Here is a 17,878-nt window from a genome sequence, read left to right on the forward strand (position 1 = left end):
CCTATCGGCAGGGTCTCCTACACCGCGGAGCCCGGGTCCACGTCCGAAGAGGCCTTGTGCCTGCTGGCATCCTGGGCGGCCACCGAGTTCCCCCGCACGCCCAAGCCCCGGTCGCCCGAGCTCCAGCCAAAAGCCGAAGCCTGACCAGCGTCACGGAGGGCCAGGGCCGCCTGAATCAGCGCGGCGTGCGTCAGTGCCTGGGGGTAGTTGCCGAGATAAGCCCCTGTGGCAGGGTCGATTTCCTCACTGAAAAGGCCCAGCGGATTGGCGATCGCCAGAAGAGCCTCGAACAACTCCGTGGCCTCAGCTGCCCTTCCCGTCAGGGCAAGGGCCTGCACGAGCCAGAACGAGCAGGGCAGGAAGGCGCCCTCATCCCCGGGCAGTCCGTCCTGGCCTGGCGGGTAGCGGTAGAGGAACGGGTAGCCGGCCGACAGCTCCGTCCACACAGCGTCCACCGTGCCCCGCAGGCCTTCAGAGTCCGGCGACTCGAAGCCGGTCACAGGCAGGATCAGCAGAGCCGAGTCGAGATCGCCGGACCCGTACGAGCGGGTGTACGAGTTCCGGGCAGTGTCGAATCCGCGGGTCCTGATCTCGGCGGCCAGATCGTTTCTCGCTGTTTCCCACCGGCCCCGCCGCCTGGCGCTGACTTGATGCGAGCGGGCAATTCGCAGTGCCCGGTCCAGGGCGAGCCAGCCCATCACCTTGGAGTGCACGTGCTGTGCCGCATCGCCTCGGATTTCCCAGATGCCGGCATCCGGTTCCGGCCAGCGCCGCGCCACGAGATCGGTGAAGCCGCGCAGCGCCCGCCACGTCTCCGAATTCAGCCTGTGCCCCTGCCGGACGAGGTTCCACGCGGCGTCCAGGACCCAGCCGTAGCCGTCGAGCTGGTGCTGGTGGGCGGCTCCGTTGCCCACCCTCACAGGAGCGCTGCCCAGGTACCCGGGCCAGTTCTGAAGGGTGCGCTCGCGGGGGACGTGTCCTCCGGTCAGAGTGAACAGGGCAGGGAGCCGGGGCCGCTGCAGCCTGCTGGCGTGCAGGAGCCAGTTCAGGAAGTTCAGGGCCTCGCCGTCCTTGCCCAGCCCGAGGAAGGCGGCGATGCCGATGCTGGCGTCCCGGGGCCAGGCGTACCTGTAATCCCAGTTCCGAATGCCGCCGGGGTCCTCGGGCAAGGACGTCGTGGGTGCAGCCACGGGCGCGCCCGAGGGGGAGTAGGTCAGAAGTTTCAGCGTCAGCAGGCTCCGCAGGACCGGTTCGCGGAACGGGACATCCTGGCTGATGCCTGACGCCCATTCCCGCCAGCGGCTTTCGTCGGCTTCCACAAGGTCCCAGGCGGTCTCGGGATCGACGAAGATCAGTGGTTCCGCGTAGGCCAGGGCGAGCACCATCACGACCGGACGGCCGGGCACAACGGTGATTTCCGTCGTCGTACCGGGTTCCACCCTTAGCCCGCCGCTGCAGCCGAGCGACATGGCCAGGGCGCCCCATTCGCAGGCCAGGTGCTGTCCCTGCCGGACCCGGGGGCGGAGATGGCGCTCGCCGAAGCGCGGGTCAAAGTCGACGGCGGCCGCTGCCGGTGCGCCCTCGGCGGTCAGCCGCCGGATGAGAAGAGTCGTGGGTAACAGCCCGCCGGATACCTCCGCCACCATCGCTTCGGTGAGTGACAGGGTGCCGCCGTCGGTGGCCCAAACCGTCTCGAGCGTGGCGGTGTGCGGCCGGTAGCGGCGGACAAGGCGCTTGGCGGGCAGGACGGGGCCGGCGCGGAAGCTGCCGGCCTCGGGGCCGCCGAGCAGGGCGCCGAACACGGGATCGCCGTCGAAGGTTGGCGCGCAGAGCCAGTCGATGCCGCCGTCGGCCGAGACCAGAGCCGCCGTGCGCGTATCGCCGAGCAGCCCGTAATCCGAAAGGGCAGGGGAGTTCATGTTGCCGGCTTCCATTTTGCGTCCACCTTCTCTCGAGCTGACAGGCGTCAATGGACCGTGAGGAGCAGTCCCAGCATGGAGCCGTAGATCACGTGGGCTGCCATGGCTACGGCCGGCGTCTGAATCCCGTAGTTCAAAGCCAACAGGCCCGGCGGCTCCAGCACCGCCCGGCTCGCCGGACCGGCTCTGGTGGTGGCCATTCGGGGATGAACCCCGGGCAGCAGGGGCAGGATGACCGTCAGCGCCACCGCAACGTGCAGGAGCCCCAGCAGTGCGCCGATCCACCATGTGGCCCTGCCCAACAGCGCGAAGACCGCCGCGTATCCGAGTGCGAAGGCCTGCCCCGCGGCCAGGTGGATGAAGAACCCTGCAACGCGCGCCTTGTCCGGGTCCGGGGTGACAAGGGTGCCGAGGACCAGAGGCAGATCGAGCCGGGTCCATCCGGCCATCTGGGAGGCAATCATCACCACGGTCAGGGCTGCGGTGGCGAGCAGACCGAACAGGGCCCAGCCTTGCCAGTCCATTTCAATCCCCGCCTCCCTGTTGCCTGCGCGTGGGTGACACGGGTTGCGCTTGCGCCGTTCCCATGATCTTTCTAAAACTAGATTCTTTAACTTTAGAGGGGGGATGGGCGGCAAATCAAGGGCCGACGGCGGCGGCTACTTTTTGGTCGGGCGCGGCGTGGAAGCCTTCGGCTCCTTGGGTGGCAGCCCGGCGACGTAGGAGTAGGCCTTTGCCACCCAGGCTTTAGCCCGTGCGTCATCGCCGTCGCCCTCGGCGTTCCATACTTCCGGCAGTCCCGTGTAACCGCCCATTGGCCGCTCCGCAGGCCCGAAGGGAACGGTGCGCTCGGTGCCTTCGAGTTCCTCTCTGTCCGCGTCTCCGAGTTTCACCCCGATGGTGGAGCCGAAGAGGCCCGCGAACATGTTCCCGTTGACGAAGGCGCCAAGGTTGCCGAACATCGGCTTGATCACGACCTCGGGGTCCGAGGGCATGACAGTGCGGAAGTGATCCTTGTCTGCCTCTGACGGCTTGGGCATCTGCATGGCTTCTTCTTCCGGTTTGCGCGGGAGCCCAATGGGCTGGTTTGTGTGAAGCATATTGCGTTCCGAGGGCGCGGGCGAGGTGTTTGTGGTCCGGGGGAGCTGGGTTGTTCAAGCGGTCCCAGGGTCATCCTCGATCCTGCGCTGACGTGCCCCATTTGGCTTTTGGTCAACGCGGTCCGAAAACCCGTGTACAGTAGACATCGTTGTTGTGTTTGTATTTGGTAGTTCAGGCAGTACGCGCGGTCGAAAGTCCGCGTTCTTCTGAAGTAGCGGTTTTGAACACCCCACACCGGAGGACCCGAAAGTCGGGACTTTTCCTCCACCTTCACGAAGGACAAAAATAATGGCTACTGGTACCGTCAAATGGTTTAACGCTGAAAAGGGCTTCGGCTTCATTTCCCCCGATGACTCTTCACAGGATGTCTTCGCACACTACTCTGCGATCGCTTCCTCCGGTTTCCGCTCACTCGAAGAGAACCAGAAGGTCTCCTTCGAAACCGAGCAGGGCCCCAAGGGTCCCCAGGCCGTAAACATCCAGGCTCTCTAAGACTTAGCTTTCAGCTAACTCTTCTGAGTCCGGAACCTTACAGGTTTCGAGCAGGGTCCGTCTTTGACGGGCCCTGCTTTTGTTTAACGCGGGTGTGCTGGTTTCGACGGGCTCAACCAGCGGGGTTTCGACAAGCTCAACCGCGCTGGCGTCCGGCCAGGAACGCCGTCAAGGCAGGGTTGTCGATCTCCTTCGCCAGCCAGGGCACGGTCTCCGCCGCTGCCGCGTCGCCGAGAACGGCCCGGTGCGACTGTGCCCGCACCACGAACTCCCGCATCCCGCTGCGGCTCGCCAGTTCGCCCAGCCGCCCCGCGAATTCTGAAGCCCGCGGAGACCGGGCGGCGATGGCGACTTCGGCCGCCGTGTCCAGCAGCCGGGCCGAATACCAGAGATACCACGGCTTGGGTTCAAGGCCGCGGTTAACCCAGTGTTCCGCGGCCGCCAGATCGCCGTGCGCCAGGAACAGGCGTGCCTCGGCGCCTGCGGCCAACGCCATGTAGCAGTGGTCGCCGGCCAAGTCGGCCATCACCCAGGACCTGTCAATCAGTTCGGCAGCTTCCTCCAGCCGGCCGGCGGCGAGATATGTTTCTCCCCGGACCCCGTCGACAAACGGTTCGAACGCCGTCCAGTGCTCCGCCGCTATCCAGTCCAGCGCCCGGTCCAAACAGGCCGCGGCCGCTTCCAACTCGCCTTGAAGCAGACGCACCCGTCCCAGCAGGGCCTCGCTGAACGCCTGCTGCCGGCGGTTCCCGACGGCTTTGGCGAGCCTTCCGGACTCGGTCAGCGCCGTCACGGCGTCCGCGTACCGGGCCGTGTCCGAGGCCAGCATGCCCTGAATGGCCAGGATCCTTGACTGTTCGTCGGGGAATCCCTCGGCCGCCACCATCGCCCGGTCAAGCCACCCGGCCGCGCGGTCGGGGACACCGCGTTGCACGGACAGGTAACCCAGCTCGCGGTAAGCGGCGGCGGCAGTCCGGGAGGCGCCGTCGGGCCCTTCGGCCGACAACGCCTGGTGCAGGAAGTCCGCCACCTCGGCGCCGCGGCCGCCCGCCTGGTGGATCAGCGCGCCGGACAGCGTCACGAGGGACTCGGCGAGCAGGTGGCGGTCGCTGGTGCGCTGGGCGAGTACGACGGCGAGCCGCAGCTGATCCAGCCCCCGGTCCACGGCGCCCGCCGAGAGTGAGGCGCCTCCGGCGTCGAGATAGGACCGGACCGTCGCCCCGGTGGCCGGCATTCCCGGGTCCGCCGCCGGCGCCGCATCGGACAGTGCCCGCCGGACTTCCGCGGGCATCGGCAGGCCGAGCTCCTGGCGGTAGAGCTCTCCGCATCTGGTCACATGCTCCCGGGCGCGGCGGTGCTCGCCCAGGGCCACGAACGCCTTGACCAGCACGACGTTGCAGTCCGTGTGGAAGGGATCCCTGTGCAGCGCGAGCGATGCCAGCTCCACTGCCTCGCCGGGAGCCCCCGTAGCGAGGGCAGCAAGGGAGGCCTCGTAGAGCATGGACTGAACGACGTTTTCCAGCCGGTAGCGCTGGTCCGCCAGCCACGAGTCGAAGACGGGGCAGTCGGCGAAGGACAGTCCCTCCAGCAGCTGGCCGTCGAGCCGGCGGGGGTCAAGGCCCGGGCTGCTTCCCGAGTCAATCACCTCGGCGGCATCGCAGCGCCACGGAGGCTGCACCACCATCCGCAGGGGATCGCCCGCCATCGCAATGCCGTCGAGGGTCCGCCGCAGCTCGGACAGGTTCCAGCGCAGCGCCCCGAGGGGATCCGCGGCATCCGGAAACAACAGCGAGGCGGTCCGGGAGCGGCCGGTGCCGTCAGCCTGCAGCGCGAGGTAGGCCAGCACCGCCCAGGCCTTGCGGCCTCTGGGCTGCGGGGGAATTGCGCCAGGGGACTCGATCCGGGGCGGACCGAGGAGCCGGATCCAGGTCTCGGCCATACGGCTCATGTTACCGCCGCGCTTCTTCGGCGTCTGCGTAGCATCACACGCTTGCTCACACGCCGCCTGGGGACACTGAAATCACCCAATCCACACTCAATCACCCGAGGTGCACCACAATGGTACTGCTCATCCTGCTTGTCGGACTCTGGGTTGTCTCGGCCACGGTCCGCTCCGTCGTTCATGACGGACGGGGCCACACTCCCAGTGTGCGCTCCACCGAACCGTGGAAAGCCGGCAACCTTCCCAGCGTGCCGTTTTCGGAGGCGCGGCTTTAGCCGGGTTTCGACAGGTCTACCGCAAAACTACGACGGCGGGAGGCCGGGAGCGTGTCCCGGCCTCCCGCCGTCGTGGCTCCGAAGAGGTGATCAGCCCGCGATGTCCACGGAGCGCGACTCGGCATCGCTGAGCCGGGCGGCGTCCAGCCCTGAACGGAAAGCTGGCGGCACGGCCCGGCGCCGCCTGACGGCTAGGGCCGCAGCTGCTCGGATGTGCGGCGGCCGGGAGTAGGCTCGATATATGGCCAGGTGTCTTCCGGGCGGCGACAAAGTTGAGCCGATGGGGAACGAATCCACGATGTCCGTCCGGCTGGATCCGCTGCACTATCCGTGGGATCCGCCAGAAGCCTCGGGTGTCGTCCTCGGCGAGGATTTCCTGCCTCTGGGGCTGGCAGCCGACCTAAACGCGGTCCTCTCCGGGGCCGACGCGGCACCGCTGGGCGCCCGGTCGCTGGTAGTTTCGATCGGCTCGAACTCCAGCCCTGATGTCATGAGGAGAAAATTCGCAAACTACGGCCAGCCGGTCAGCAGGATTCTGCCGATGGTCCGTGGCCGGCTACACAACATTGGCGTTGGCCATTCCGCCCACGTGAGCACTGCCGGCTACATTGCGGCCGCCCCGTACTCCCGGACGGGGAAGTGCACCACGGTCTGGGTGTCGTGGCTTGATGAGGGCCAGTTGCTGGCGCTGGACGCAACGGAGCACAACTACCGGCGGTTGGAGCTCAACGGGAAGGACTGTGGGCTCGTATTGGACAACGGCGAACGTCCGGCGACCTTTTCGCTCTATGCGTCGAGCTGGGGTGTGCTCAACGATGGCCACGGTGCGGAGCTTCCCCTGATGGATCAGCCGGCTCTTTTCGGGCTCCTCGCTGGCAGCCTGACCGGGCGGGACCTGGAGGATGAGAAATCAGTCTTCGAAGGTCCACCTGAACGGGTTGTTGAGCAGTTGGCGTTGGCGTCGGTCCAGGCAGGGGCCAAGGATTGGTTCCGTTCGGCCGGGTTGGTCACACAGGTGGACTTCGACTCTGTCCGTGAGGGCTAACCGCGGTTCTCAAAGCCAGTGGTTTTGACAAGCTCAACCAGCGGGTTCACCACCCGGCGGTGTCTGAGCCTTGCTTTGACCGCACCGGATGCACGTGCCGTTTCGGTTGGTTCCCCTCGGCGTTGTAGACCTCGTAGCGCGCCTTGCCGCCGAGTTTCGCCGCGTACATGGCGGAATCCGCCTGCCGCAGCAGCTCAGCGGCGTCGGCCGTTTCGGCGCTTCTCTGGGCCACGCCCATGCTCACGGAGACGGTCAGGGGATGATCGCCGATGAGGAACGGCTCGCTCAGCGTCTCGTAGATCCGTTCGGCGACGGGCCCCGTGGCGGGACTGCCGTCGTCGTTGTCCAGAACGACGACGGCGAACTCGTCACCGCCCAGCCTGGCCACCATGTCGTGGCTGCGGACGCTGGCCCGGAGCCGGGCCGCCAGCTGGATGAGCAGGTCGTCGCCGCCCTCGTGGCCGAAGGAGTCGTTGACGTCCTTGAAGTCGTCAATGTCGATGAACAGGAGGCCCTCGTGCCGCGTCCTGAGGTCGCTGCCGGTTTCAAATGACGCCGCCAGGCGCTCGGTCAGGGCAGCGCGGTTGGCTAGTCCGGTGAGGGTGTCGTGGGTCGCCCGGTGTGTCAGCGTGCGGTGGCTGTCCTGGAGGGCGGCGGCCATTCCGTTGAACGCGGTGGCCAACTCGCCCAGCTCGTCCCGCCTGGCGATGTCGATGCGGTGGCTGTAGTCCCCGGCCTGCAGCTTGTGGACGCCGCGGCGCAGGCTGTTGACGGGACGCATCAGGTCCTTGACCATGCGGCGGCGGAAGTACAGGGTGGCGCCGACGGCCAGGATCAACAGTCCCGTCCTGGCGATCAGGAGCAGCTGTTCGAGGTCGCCGGTGTCAACGAGGCCCCGGTCCAACGTCGCCAGCGACGAACGCTGGATGCCTGCCAGCTGATCGCGCACACCCTTGCTGGCTGCCGCGAAGGCGGGGGTCTCAGCCACGTGGTTCCCGTCCAGTTCGAGCACCTGGTCTCCCCAGAGGCCGCGTGCCGCCAGCGCCGCCTGCCAGTCCTGGCGCGCGCCGAGGAGCGCGGACTGGATGCCGCTGTCCTCGGGATCCGCGAGGACCTCGGCGGCCTTATCGAACTTGTCCGAGATGTCCTTTTGCTGCAGCATGAACGCCTGACGGTTCACCGGCGCATCGGCCAGCAGCTGATGCCCCAGTTGTTCGTGGTCGTCAACCGCCGCGGCCACCTGCGCGACCTTCCCCGACTCGAGCTGGAGCCGGCCGGCCGTCGTTTCCATCTGGTGCACCACGGCCCGTACGCCCACAATCGTGACGATCGCGCCCAAGACCAGTGCCAAGAGCATGAAGATGAAGGCCCTGGACCACTCGCGCTGCAGGCTCCACGTGCGGGCCGGACCTGTTGGGTCCGCCGTCGAAGTGGGGCTTGTCAGATCCGTTGGCGCATCGGCGGCTTCGGCGGGAGCTGCGCTGGAAAAATCGGCGGGCGTCTTCTCTGGGGCCGTCCCGCGAGGATCGGTTGACCCTACCCCCGGTCCGGTTGTCATACGAGGAGGCTAGCAGGAGCGGCATTCCCGGTGCCGTTGGAACGGACACATTTCGTCCGCGGGTTGTCGTGTGATGACGGCGCCGCACCGCGCGGCCCGAAAGTGGGGGAGACTGGAAGCCACTGAAACGAAGGCGGAAGACATTGATTACTCTCCAGCAGGATGCCGAAGGCTTTATCCGGATGAACCGGCACTTTCCCGAAAGCGTCCTGATCTCCATCACTTTTGCCGACGGCACAGTAGAAGAGATCGCCGGTGGCCGGCTCAACAAGGCCTACGACGACGCCCTGGCCGAATACCGAGCACAAAACCACCTTGACGCGAAGGGATTCTCGCGTTCCCCGCAAAAGAAAACCAGCCCCGGAAACAAGATCGACTTCGTAAAGGTCCATCCGGGCATGTGACTGAGCCGAGCCGGGCGCCGCTGATCGAGCTTGCCCCGCTGATCGAGCTTGTCGAGATCCGGCGTCTGCGCACCCGGTTTCGACAGGCTCAACCGGCGTTCCCCACTGATCGAGCTTGTCCCCGCTGATCGAGCTTGTCGAGATCCGAGTTCTGCGCACCTGGTTTCGACAGGCTCAACCGGCGTTCCCCGGTGATCGAGCTTGTCCCCGGTGATCGAGCTTGTCGAGATCCGAGTTCTACGCACCCGGTTTCGACAGGCTCGATCAGCGACAACCCCAGTCAGCGGATCAGATCCAATCCTTCCGGCGCAGGGGCGGCTCTGTCCCGCCCTTCCGCTGCACCAGCACCTGGTTCACACCCGTCAGCCCGTCCTCGAAACCCAGTGCGCTCGCGGCCATGTAGAGGCGCCAGATCCGGGCCCGGCCCGCGCCGGCGAGCCGCACTGCCTCATCCCAGTGCTCCTCCAGATTTCTCACCCAGGCCCGCAGCGTCAGGGCGTAGTGCCGGCGCAAGGCTTCGACGTCGAGCACCTCGAAGCCGCCGCCGTCCAGCGCCACAACCATGTCTGAAAGGCTCAGCATCTCGCCGTCGGGGAAGACGTAGCGGGGGATGAAGGAGTCGGGGTCATCCTCTGTGGGCCCGGCGTTCCACGATATTGCGTGGTTGAGCAGCCGGCCGCCGGGGCGCAGCAGCCCGTGGAGCTGAGAAGCGTAGTGGCCGATCTGTTCGCGGCCCACGTGCTCTGACATGCCGATGGAGCTGATCGAGTCGAACGGCCCGTCGTCGATATCGCGGTAGTCCTGAACCCGGATGTCCACCCGCTCCGTCAGCCCGGCTTCCGCCACCCTCTTGCGCGCCAGTTCCGCCTGTTCGGTGGATAGCGTCACGCCGACGACGTTGACCCCGTAGTGCTCAGCGGCATGCAGCGCAAAGCTGCCCCAGCCGCAGCCCACGTCCAGGACCCGCATTCCCGGCTTCAGCCCCAGCTTCCGGCAGACCAGATCGAGCTTCGCTTGCTGGGCTGCCTCAAGCGAGATGCCTTCACTGTCAAACACCGCGCAGGAGTAGACCATCGACGGGCCGAGGACCAGACGGTAGAAGTCGTTGCCGACGTCGTAGTGGTGCGAGATCGCCGCGGCGTCCCGTTTCTTTGAGTGCCGGTGCCCGTGCTTTTCGACCTTCGCTTCTTCGGGCGGCGGCGCGGGGTTCGGTCCGACCGCGCCCAAACTGACGGCAGTGGTGAGCAGCGTCCCCAGCTCACGCGCCGTTGGCTTCTTGAAGGGGCCGGGCTCGGCGAACTTGCCGGCGGAGCTCAGCGCCGCGAAGGTTGCAAAGATGTCGCCGTGAGGATCGATTTCTCCGGCCACGTACGCCCGGCTCAGGCCAAGCTGCCCGGGTGACCACAGGATCCGGCGCAATGCCCGCCGCGACGTGAATTCGATAAGCGGTGCGTTTGCCGGGCCTGCTTCCGATCCGTCCCACGCCCGCAGCCGGACGGGGATCTCCTCCGTGCCCAAAACAATCGCCAGCGCTTTGGCCAGCCGTGGTGCCACACCCGATGTCTTTGCCATGTTCGTCGCCTCTCGTCCGGTGCCTGCCTCAGGCTAGGTCCTGCTTCATTGCAGTCCCGTCGCTAGAACCTAAACGTACACAAACCGCGGCGTTCCGGGACAGAGAGACAAACCTGTCCGGTCTTCGTGTCGGTTGGCTGCCGCTCGCGGCGTTTGTTGTTATGAACTCTGGACCGGGCATTGGGGCGGTGGGATCCTGATCGCACACACTCTCGAAGAGGGAAGCTGGTGGCAGATCATGGAGGATTCGCCGGAGACACGTCAGAGGTTGTCCGACCGCATCGACCAGAAACAGCAGGACATCCGGTCCTATCTGGGACGGCAACTGCCCCGCCGGCACAAACTCACCGAATTCAGCGTCGTCGGGAGTGTGCTGGCGGCTATGTTCACGGCAGGTCCGGCGTTCGGTGGCACAGGGTTCACCGCCGCCGTCCAGGACACCCTTTCCCTTGGGGACCCTTCGGTGGTGTGGCGGGTTCTTTGTTTGGGAGCGGTAATTCTTTCCGTCGGGGCGGGGCTCGCCACGAACTTCGCCAACTCCCAGGCTCTGGCCGAGAAGGTCAGCGCAGCGGAGACGGCCATCGCACAGTTGGAAGGGCTGCAACTGTCCCTGGGCTTCGGCCACATAGCGATCGACGAAGCGGCGATGCTCTATAAGCAATATGTCTCCCACGTGGCGTTCATGGATGTTGCACGCGCACGCTAACGGGTGACTGCGGCCGTTGGGCCGCGGCTGCCGCCAAGCACATTCGCAGTGTCAGGCGTTTCATTCCCTCTGCCTAACTTGGGCTCCAGCCTTACTCCTCTGCGGCCAGTGGGACTGCCCGCGCTGGAGCAGTCGAGTCTGGACCGCGCATCGGGGCGGTGGGATCCTGATCGCAGATACCGTCCGACAGGGAGGCTGGTAGCAGATCATGGACGAATCACCGGAAACGCGTCAAAGGCTGTCCGACCGCATCCAACAGAAGCAAGAGACCATCCGCTCCTACCTGGGGCGGGAACGACCCCGGCGGAACAGGCTCTCAAACATCAGCATCGTGGGTAGCGCACTAGCCGCCATGGTCACCGCCGGACCGGCGGCTGGGGGCACCGGGTTCACCGAAGCAGTACAGGGCATATTCTCGCTCGGCGACGATTCCGTGGTGTGGCGATTCCTGTGCCTGGCAGCCGTAATTCTGTCCGTCGCGGCGGCCCTGGCCACCAACTTCGCCAATTCACATGCGCTGACCGACAGGGTCAGCGCAGCGGAAACAACGAACGCCCAACTGGAAGGGCTGCAGGACACGTTGGATTTTGGCCACATTCCCATTGACGACGCACTGAAGCTGTACCAGCAATACGTCGCCCAAATCCCATTCGTGGACCAACTGCCGTCGCGCTGACGTTTCGGCCAAAATAGGAATGCCCGACGGCGGGTGGCCGGCAGAGATGCCGGCCACCGGGTACGACGGCACTAGGGATGGTGAAATGACGAATTTAGGCGAGCAACTCGCAGATATTCGTCACTTGGGCATCGCCCTCGAACGGGCTAACTTGCCTTCCCCTGCTGTCGAGCACATACGTTACGCTGCCCACGGTCAAGTAGACTCCTTTCCTGTCGCCTACCGGAATGGTCAACACATTGCGCCCCGTTGCTGTAATGGTCTGGTTGCCCGATGCCGAGGTTGTAATATGCGAGGATCCCGTGATCACATAGGTAACGCTTTCGCGGGTCTTCACATTTGTCAGAGTCACTTCCTGGCCGGGAGACGTGAGCAATGCTCCGCCGGGTAGCTCAATGAAGTTCGACTTACCTGTGAGCACACCCTCGATTCGGAAGCCGCACTCTTTGAGAGTAAAGGTGAATGTGCCGATCGGCTCGGGTGCCGCGGTGGCCACGGCTCCCGTTCCTCCGAGCAGGCCCGCTAGAAGGCACAACAAAACAGGCATTCTTTTCATGACAAAACTCCATCCAAGCTTGGTTGGGAAGCGCTCGACAAAAGACGCGTCGAAGGTTTGCGAATGAAAGATTCTATGGGCGGTGGGTATTCGCAGATTAATATCCAATAGGGCAGCTCCCGGTGGAGAGTGCTGCTAACGAGTCGCCGCGGAGAAGGCGCAAAGCACCGATTCCCACTCATTATTTCTTACTCGAAAGTAAGGGTCCGCTCCCGGCATTATCTTCTTTGCTTAATGCCTAGGTGCAGGATATTAGTCCCTGCCGCGCGTGCTTGGGAAGACAATTTCGCTAAATCCCCAATTGAAATAAACAGTTGTCAGCTCTCACTCAAGTGTTCACCCCCACGTCTCCAACGGTTCACAAGCGCCGTCAACGATGGCACCATGACTGCTTTCACTCGCCGAAACGTCCTCAAAGGTGCCATCGCCGCTGCCGGTGCTGCCGCCGTCGCACCCTCACTCATTGTGCCCGCGCACGCCGCCCGCCCATCCGGCGTCCCGCTGGTCCGCAACCGCCTCACCCTCCCGTCCGGCATCTCCACCGGAGACGTCACCACCAACTCCGGCGTGCTCTGGTCCCGAGCCTCCGGTCCCGGCCGGCTCGTGGCCAACCTGCTGGCCGTGGACGAGTACGGAACCCCGCTCCGGGGCGGACGCGCCTTCCAGCGCGTGCTCCGCGGGACCACGGCCAGCGAGGCCACCGACTTCACCTCCAAGATCAACGCCCAGCACCTCCCGGCCGGCACCCGCTTCGCGCTCACCATGCACTTCGAGGATACCGAGGGCCACGCCGGCGAGACTGCGCACGGCTCGTTCAGCACGGCACCCGGTACCGGCACATTCCGCAGCGGCCGCACAGCCCGCCGGCAGAGCTTCGTCTGGACCGGCGACACCGCCGGCCAGGGCTGGGGCATCAACGAAGAGATCGGCGGCATGCGCGGCTACGCGGGCATGCACGCCACCAAGCCGGACTTCTTCATCCACTCCGGCGACACCATCTACGCTGACGGCCCCATCACCGCCGAGGTCACCGAGCCGGACGGCCAGGTTTGGCGCAACCTGGTCACCGAGGAAGTGTCCAAGGTGGCCGAGACCCTCAACGAGTTCCGCGGCAGGCACCGCTACAACATGATGGACAAGAACATCCGCGCCCTCTACGCCGACGTGCCGGTGATCGCCCAATGGGACGACCACGAAACCCACAACAACTGGTACCCCGGGCAGATCATCACCGACGCCCGTTACACCGAACGCCGCGCAGACGTGCTCGCCGCCCGCGGCCGCCAGGCCTGGCAGGAGTACCAGCCGATCGCGCAGCTGAGCGACGGCAGCACCGGCTTCGAGCCCGCCCGCATCTACCGCAAGATCTCCCGCGGCCCGCAGCTGGATGTCTTCTGCCTGGACATGCGCACCTTCAAGGACCCCAACACGGACGGCAAGGAAACGAGCCTCACCCACATCCTCGGCGAGGAGCAGGCGCGCTGGCTCATCCGTGAAGTGAGCAAGTCCAAGGCGACCTGGAAGGTCATCTCCGCCGACCTCCCGCTCGGCATCATCGTGCCGGACGGCACCGTGAACGAGGAATCCCTCTCAAACCGCGACGCCGGAGCCCCGTTGGGCAAAGAACTCGAGATCGCCGGGGTGCTGTCCGCGTTCAAGCGCAACCGGGTTAAAAACGTGGTCTGGCTCACGGCCGACGTCCACTACTGCGCCGCACACCACTACTCGCCGGAGCGCGCGGCCTTCCGCGACTTCGACCCCTTCTGGGAATTCGTGGCCGGCCCCATCAACGCCGGAACGTTCGGCCCCAGCCAGATGGACGGCACCTTCGGCCCCGAGGTCGCATTCTTCAAGGCCGGTGCCTACGCCAACCAGTCCCCGCGCAACGGCGAGAGCCAGTTCTTCGGCCACGTGGACCTCGGCGAGGACGACGTCTTCTCCGTCAGCCTCCGCAACGCCAACGGCGCCGTGCTCTGGAGCAAGGACCTGCATCCCGAGCGCTGAGCGCGAAGGCACTAAACCCGGTTTTGACAGGCTCAACCAGCGGGATCGGTGTCGACGGACCCAACCAGGGCAAAGTTCGACGGCGGGTGACCGGCAGCAATGCTGGCCACCCGCCGTCGGGGTTTCCAATGCTTTTTGGTCCGTCTGCAGGCGGGCCGGCTATTCGAAGGACTCAATCCTCGGGTTGCCCTGGACGCTGCCCCTTTGCTTGGCGTCTTTCAGGTCGGGATTGGCGAAGAAGGCCCTGGCGGCGTCCACCATGTAGGTGAGTGGCTTACGCCTTCGGGCCTGCGGTCAGGTAGTTGTGGACGTCGAAGAAGGTGATCTCCGGCGGGCCAGGGATGCCGACCTCGGCGACGGTGGGAAGGGTCTTCGCTTGTGTGAAGGTGTCGAAGGCCTCCCGGCTCTCCCACGTGTCCACTACGCGGATCCCGGTGTCCGTGGCTGCCACCCAGTGGGTGAGGCCGCCCGGGGCACCGGGTCCGCCGGGCGTGAAGCCCAATTTCTCGACGACTTGGTCGTACTGTTCGAGGGTTCCGCCGGGGAAATCCAGGATGACGGCGATGGGCATAGCGCGCTCCTAAAGGCTTTCAGAACAAACCAGAGACGGCCCGGGATTGGACCGTCTAAGCCCCGTGGTACTCCGCACCCGGCGGGGTGTCAACGGGTAGTTGCTTGGGCTGCGGACTGCAGCCGGCCGAGTGCCCAGACCGCGGCCCTAAGCGTAAACTGAGAGCCACAAATCGGCTCATCGCCGCACGTCCTCGACGTCCGGCGGTTGGTTTGGTTCAGGTGGCGGGCGCGAGGAGGATCCGTGGTCAGATCGGCTGAAAGTGTGGTCATCAGGCGGACCCCGGAAGACGTCTTCGCCTACGTTGCGGATCTTCGCAACGAGCCCAACTGGCACGTCGACATTGACTCGGTGGACGCGGCCACCGATCCCGTGCCCTCCGTCGGCAAGACCTATCCCCTCCGGTTCAAACCGTTCATGGGCAAGACCGACGGACAGTTCACTGCACTGGACGTGACGCCGGGGGAGCAGTTGGTGTACCGAGGGGACTTCGCCGGGCTCCAGCCCCTGATCACCTACAAGGTAGAACCCGCACCGGAGGGCGCCAAATTTACCCGGAGCGTGGACATGAGGCCGCGCGGACTCGGCATGCTGATGGCACCGGCAATGGCCTTCATGGTGCCGCGCCGGAACAAGGTCTTTGTGCAGAATCTCAAGGCCGTCCTCGAACGCTGAGCCTGGTCTTCACCGGCTGTTCATCACCGCCGGCTTCACAATCCGCCCGGGAAAGTAATCTGGCATCCCGTCTGCGAAGATAATTTGGCTAGGGGGCAGAACGACAAGCTTTGGCGTCCGGCAACAATGCCAGGGGGAGGCAAGCAGTGCCAGGAATATGCTTTACGGCCATCGACTTCGAAACGGCCAACAGTGACCTTGCGTCGGTGTGCGGCGTGGGATTGGTGAAAGTCCGGGACGGACGCATCGTGGACACGACGTCCTGGCTGATCAAGCCGCCGGCAGGACTTAACCGGTTCGATCCCGTCCACACCGGGCGCCACGGCGTCACCGAACGGGACGTCTCCACAGCCGCCGGCTGGGAAATGGCCGTTGAAGGGATCCTGCACTTCACCTGCGAAGATCCCCTGGTTGCCTTCGACGCCCCCCATGACGCCGATGTCATGCGCAAGGCGAGCGGGCACCTGAAGCTGGATCTCCCCGCGAAGGACTTCTACTGCGCCCTGCAGCTGGCACGGAGCCAGCTGGATCTGCCGACGTACAGCCTCGACGCCGTCCTTTCCGCGCTCAGTCTGCCGCCCGCCGAGGCCGGCCCGGGTGCTGACGCCAGGGCCAGTGTGAATGTAGTTCGGGCCATCGCCGGCCTCCGCGGGGCATCCAGCCTCGCCGGGCTCTGGGATGCGCCGACGGCGAGCATCGGCAGCAAGCCGCAAGGGCGGCGCCGCCTCTAGCTTTCCACGCCCAGTGGTGCGTCCCGGAGGGCGCGGTCCGTCTCGAGTGCCTCTGTCCGCATTTGATCAGCATGCTGACGGCACGCCGCCGCTGGCCCCGTCCTCCTGTCTGCGAGAATGCTCGTGGTTTCGGGACCGGCGCCTGCCTGCAGCAGATGGCGGTTCCAAGCGAACGATCAGGCCTGGCGGCCGCGGAAGGGGATACATGCCGATGTGGGCGCAGGCCATGTTCTGGGGAACACTTGCCGGAGGCGCGCTGGTGCTCGGCTCGTGGCTGTCCTGGAAATGGACGGTCCCGCCGAAGCTGGTCTCCTCCATCATGGCCTTCGGCGCCGGTGTACTGATCTCGGCGCTCGCGTTTGAGCTCGTTGACGAAGCCGTGCAGGGTGGCGGCCTCTGGCCCACCGCCGCAGGATTCATGGCCGGATCCCTGATCTACGTCAGCGCCAATACCATGCTGTCGAAATCCGGGGCCAAGCACCGCAAACGCTCCACGGAACTGCAGCCCTCTGAAAAGGACACCCCGGGAAGCGGCACTGCCATCGCCATCGGAGCGCTCCTGGACGGCATCCCTGAATCAGTGGTTCTGGGCGTGGGCCTGATCGCCGGTGGTGCCGTCAGCCCAGCCATGCTCGCGGCCGTGTTCATCTCCAACGTCCCGGAAGGGCTGTCCAGCACCGCCGGGATGAAGAAGGCGGGCCGCAGCGCCAAATATGTGTTCGGCGTCTGGGGCGGCATCGCCATCCTCAGCGGCTTGGCGTCCCTTATCGGTTTCACAGCCCTGGAGAGCGCCCCCGATGAACTCGTGGCCTTCATTACCGCAGTCGCCGCCGGCGGCATCCTGGCCATGCTCGCAGACACGATGATTCCCGAGGCGTTCGAGGAACACCACAACCTCACGGGCCTGGTGGCATCGGTGGGGTTCCTCACCGCATTCACCATCCACCACACCGGCGGCTAGGCGAGACTCCCCGCAGCCCAGCCCGAACGGACACGCCCCCGGCGCGGCAGCCGGACTGAGGCTAAGCCTCCTTGGGAATGATGACCCACAAGGCGATGTAGACGAATTCACCGATCCCGAACAGGCCGAAGAGCACGAAGCCGATGCGGACGAGGGCCTTGGGGATGCCGAAGCGGGCGGCGAGGGCCGCGCAGACGCCGGCGATCATCTTGCCGTTCCTGGGCCGAACCATTGCTGTTGCCATTTCGCCACACTAGCAGCCGGGCGCAGGGGCGTCATCGGCTTGGGGAAGCTGCTTTCGGCAGCTGCGGTGTACCTCGACGACGGGAGGGCCGGCAGCGCTGGCGACCACCCCGCCGTCGAGCCTTCTCTGCGCGGAACTCGGCGCAGAATCCTGTTAGGTAGCTGCCCCGGTCGGCGTCCGGGCGAGCGGCGGCCCTTTGACCAACCGACGGTAATCGAAGGAAACGGTGGACAACGGGGGCTGGCCCGTCATCGACGCCTGGACTGCCGGCGGACCAGTCGGGCACCGGAACAGAGGGCTCATCGAAGTGGATGTCCAGGGGGCTCATGGCTGCCCCCGGTAGTCATCCCGGCTGGAAATCGTGCTGGCCCGAAAAGTCATGTCCCCCCCAATTGCATTTGCGGACACATCCAGCATTGACCGGAGATGCTACGGAAAGGTTGGGC

Annotated in this window: 19 protein-coding genes; 10 read left to right on the plus strand and 9 right to left on the minus strand. The window is 65.5% G+C overall.

Translation table 11 applies throughout. The annotated features are described in order from the left end of the window. Positions 1 to 17: 17 nt before the first annotated feature. From LQ144_RS18160 to LQ144_RS18170, 3 genes are all read right to left on the minus strand, one after another. Positions 18 to 1,934 carry a glycoside hydrolase family 15 protein gene (locus LQ144_RS18160; RefSeq protein ID WP_230120106.1) on the minus strand — a complete coding sequence of 639 codons (1,917 nt, stop codon included), beginning with the start codon at positions 1,932 to 1,934 and terminating at the stop codon, positions 18 to 20. 32 nt (positions 1,935 to 1,966) lie between these two features. Then, positions 1,967 to 2,443: a hypothetical protein gene (locus tag LQ144_RS18165; protein WP_230120107.1), complete on the minus strand. Its 477-nt coding sequence runs from the start codon at positions 2,441 to 2,443 to the stop codon at positions 1,967 to 1,969. A 135-nt stretch (positions 2,444 to 2,578) separates the two neighbouring features. After that, positions 2,579 to 2,965: a TfoX/Sxy family protein gene (locus LQ144_RS18170; protein WP_230120123.1), complete on the minus strand. Its 387-nt coding sequence runs from the start codon at positions 2,963 to 2,965 to the stop codon at positions 2,579 to 2,581. Positions 2,966 to 3,308: 343 nt separating this feature from the next. Here LQ144_RS18170 and LQ144_RS18175 point away from each other — a divergent pair, with 343 nt between their 5' ends. Further along, positions 3,309 to 3,512: a cold-shock protein gene (locus LQ144_RS18175; protein ID WP_024365339.1), complete on the plus strand. Its 204-nt coding sequence runs from the start codon at positions 3,309 to 3,311 to the stop codon at positions 3,510 to 3,512. Between the two features lie 136 nt (positions 3,513 to 3,648). On the opposite strand, the gene LQ144_RS18180 is transcribed toward LQ144_RS18175, so the two are convergent. Beyond that, the gene (locus LQ144_RS18180) at positions 3,649 to 5,451 is read right to left on the minus strand and encodes an SARP family transcriptional regulator (protein WP_230120108.1); all 1,803 of its coding nucleotides are present in this window, start codon (positions 5,449 to 5,451) and stop codon (positions 3,649 to 3,651) included. Between the two features lie 119 nt (positions 5,452 to 5,570). On the opposite strand from LQ144_RS18180, the gene LQ144_RS18185 reads away from it, so the two are divergent. Continuing rightward, positions 5,571 to 5,729: a hypothetical protein gene (locus LQ144_RS18185; RefSeq protein WP_230120109.1), complete on the plus strand. Its 159-nt coding sequence runs from the start codon at positions 5,571 to 5,573 to the stop codon at positions 5,727 to 5,729. Between the two features lie 280 nt (positions 5,730 to 6,009). Then, a complete protein-coding gene (locus LQ144_RS18190) occupies positions 6,010 to 6,774 on the plus strand; it encodes a hypothetical protein (RefSeq protein WP_230120110.1) in 765 nt (254 codons plus the stop codon). Between the two features lie 46 nt (positions 6,775 to 6,820). Here LQ144_RS18190 and LQ144_RS18195 read toward each other — a convergent pair whose 3' ends face one another. Then, positions 6,821 to 8,332, minus strand: coding sequence for a diguanylate cyclase (locus tag LQ144_RS18195; protein ID WP_230120111.1), 1,512 nt, complete (start codon positions 8,330 to 8,332; stop codon positions 6,821 to 6,823). A gap of 143 nt (positions 8,333 to 8,475) precedes the next feature. Here LQ144_RS18195 and LQ144_RS18200 point away from each other — a divergent pair, with 143 nt between their 5' ends. Further along, a complete protein-coding gene (locus tag LQ144_RS18200) occupies positions 8,476 to 8,736 on the plus strand; it encodes a hypothetical protein (RefSeq protein ID WP_230120112.1) in 261 nt (86 codons plus the stop codon). A gap of 288 nt (positions 8,737 to 9,024) precedes the next feature. On the opposite strand, the gene LQ144_RS18205 is transcribed toward LQ144_RS18200, so the two are convergent. After that, complete coding sequence (locus LQ144_RS18205; RefSeq protein WP_230120113.1) at positions 9,025 to 10,308, minus strand: cyclopropane-fatty-acyl-phospholipid synthase family protein; 1,284 nt, start codon at positions 10,306 to 10,308, stop codon at positions 9,025 to 9,027. Between the two features lie 238 nt (positions 10,309 to 10,546). Between LQ144_RS18205 and LQ144_RS18210 the strand changes: the two genes are divergently transcribed. After that, positions 10,547 to 11,014: a hypothetical protein gene (locus LQ144_RS18210; RefSeq protein WP_230120114.1), complete on the plus strand. Its 468-nt coding sequence runs from the start codon at positions 10,547 to 10,549 to the stop codon at positions 11,012 to 11,014. Positions 11,015 to 11,345: 331 nt separating this feature from the next. Further along, positions 11,346 to 11,690, plus strand: coding sequence for a hypothetical protein (locus LQ144_RS18215; RefSeq protein ID WP_230120115.1), 345 nt, complete (start codon positions 11,346 to 11,348; stop codon positions 11,688 to 11,690). Positions 11,691 to 11,784: 94 nt separating this feature from the next. Here LQ144_RS18215 and LQ144_RS18220 read toward each other — a convergent pair whose 3' ends face one another. After that, complete coding sequence (locus LQ144_RS18220; protein WP_230120116.1) at positions 11,785 to 12,354, minus strand: hypothetical protein; 570 nt, start codon at positions 12,352 to 12,354, stop codon at positions 11,785 to 11,787. A 276-nt stretch (positions 12,355 to 12,630) separates the two neighbouring features. Between LQ144_RS18220 and LQ144_RS18225 the strand changes: the two genes are divergently transcribed. Then, the gene (locus LQ144_RS18225) at positions 12,631 to 14,250 is read left to right on the plus strand and encodes an alkaline phosphatase D family protein (protein WP_230120117.1); all 1,620 of its coding nucleotides are present in this window, start codon (positions 12,631 to 12,633) and stop codon (positions 14,248 to 14,250) included. A gap of 274 nt (positions 14,251 to 14,524) precedes the next feature. On the opposite strand, the gene LQ144_RS18230 is transcribed toward LQ144_RS18225, so the two are convergent. After that, complete coding sequence (locus LQ144_RS18230) at positions 14,525 to 14,821, minus strand: hypothetical protein (RefSeq protein ID WP_230120118.1); 297 nt, start codon at positions 14,819 to 14,821, stop codon at positions 14,525 to 14,527. A 243-nt stretch (positions 14,822 to 15,064) separates the two neighbouring features. Between LQ144_RS18230 and LQ144_RS18235 the strand changes: the two genes are divergently transcribed. The 3 genes from LQ144_RS18235 (at position 15,065) to LQ144_RS18245 (ending at position 17,188) form a co-directional block, all read left to right on the plus strand. After that, a complete protein-coding gene (locus tag LQ144_RS18235) occupies positions 15,065 to 15,496 on the plus strand; it encodes an SRPBCC family protein (RefSeq protein WP_230120119.1) in 432 nt (143 codons plus the stop codon). 146 nt (positions 15,497 to 15,642) lie between these two features. Then, the gene (locus LQ144_RS18240; RefSeq protein WP_230120120.1) at positions 15,643 to 16,227 is read left to right on the plus strand and encodes a DNA polymerase III subunit epsilon; all 585 of its coding nucleotides are present in this window, start codon (positions 15,643 to 15,645) and stop codon (positions 16,225 to 16,227) included. Between the two features lie 205 nt (positions 16,228 to 16,432). After that, the gene (locus tag LQ144_RS18245) at positions 16,433 to 17,188 is read left to right on the plus strand and encodes a ZIP family zinc transporter (protein ID WP_230120121.1); all 756 of its coding nucleotides are present in this window, start codon (positions 16,433 to 16,435) and stop codon (positions 17,186 to 17,188) included. Between the two features lie 61 nt (positions 17,189 to 17,249). On the opposite strand, the gene LQ144_RS18250 is transcribed toward LQ144_RS18245, so the two are convergent. Further along, positions 17,250 to 17,432 (minus strand): PspC domain-containing protein, encoded by a 183-nt coding sequence (locus tag LQ144_RS18250; RefSeq protein WP_230120122.1) that lies wholly within the window; start codon positions 17,430 to 17,432, stop codon positions 17,250 to 17,252. Positions 17,433 to 17,878 lie beyond the last annotated feature (446 nt).

This window comes from Arthrobacter sp. Bi83, assembly GCF_918698095.1.
In the GTDB taxonomy this organism is placed as follows: domain Bacteria; phylum Actinomycetota; class Actinomycetes; order Actinomycetales; family Micrococcaceae; genus Arthrobacter.

What these genes read in the sequence shown, in the direction of transcription:
- LQ144_RS18160 (WP_230120106.1), bottom strand. Translation starts at nt 1,934, where the DNA reads ATGGAAGCCGGCAACATGAACTCCCCTGCCCTTTCGGATTACGGGCTG.
- LQ144_RS18165 (WP_230120107.1), bottom strand. Translation starts at nt 2,443, where the DNA reads ATGGACTGGCAAGGCTGGGCCCTGTTCGGTCTGCTCGCCACCGCAGCC.
- LQ144_RS18170 (WP_230120123.1), bottom strand. Translation starts at nt 2,965, where the DNA reads ATGCAGATGCCCAAGCCGTCAGAGGCAGACAAGGATCACTTCCGCACT.
- LQ144_RS18175 (WP_024365339.1), top strand. Translation starts at nt 3,309, where the DNA reads ATGGCTACTGGTACCGTCAAATGGTTTAACGCTGAAAAGGGCTTCGGC.
- LQ144_RS18180 (WP_230120108.1), bottom strand. Translation starts at nt 5,451, where the DNA reads ATGGCCGAGACCTGGATCCGGCTCCTCGGTCCGCCCCGGATCGAGTCC.
- LQ144_RS18185 (WP_230120109.1), top strand. Translation starts at nt 5,571, where the DNA reads ATGGTACTGCTCATCCTGCTTGTCGGACTCTGGGTTGTCTCGGCCACG.
- LQ144_RS18190 (WP_230120110.1), top strand. Translation starts at nt 6,010, where the DNA reads ATGGGGAACGAATCCACGATGTCCGTCCGGCTGGATCCGCTGCACTAT.
- LQ144_RS18195 (WP_230120111.1), bottom strand. Translation starts at nt 8,332, where the DNA reads ATGACAACCGGACCGGGGGTAGGGTCAACCGATCCTCGCGGGACGGCC.
- LQ144_RS18205 (WP_230120113.1), bottom strand. Translation starts at nt 10,308, where the DNA reads ATGGCAAAGACATCGGGTGTGGCACCACGGCTGGCCAAAGCGCTGGCG.
- LQ144_RS18210 (WP_230120114.1), top strand. Translation starts at nt 10,547, where the DNA reads ATGGAGGATTCGCCGGAGACACGTCAGAGGTTGTCCGACCGCATCGAC.
- LQ144_RS18225 (WP_230120117.1), top strand. Translation starts at nt 12,631, where the DNA reads ATGACTGCTTTCACTCGCCGAAACGTCCTCAAAGGTGCCATCGCCGCT.
- LQ144_RS18230 (WP_230120118.1), bottom strand. Translation starts at nt 14,821, where the DNA reads ATGCCCATCGCCGTCATCCTGGATTTCCCCGGCGGAACCCTCGAACAG.
- LQ144_RS18245 (WP_230120121.1), top strand. Translation starts at nt 16,433, where the DNA reads ATGCCGATGTGGGCGCAGGCCATGTTCTGGGGAACACTTGCCGGAGGC.
- LQ144_RS18250 (WP_230120122.1), bottom strand. Translation starts at nt 17,432, where the DNA reads ATGGCAACAGCAATGGTTCGGCCCAGGAACGGCAAGATGATCGCCGGC.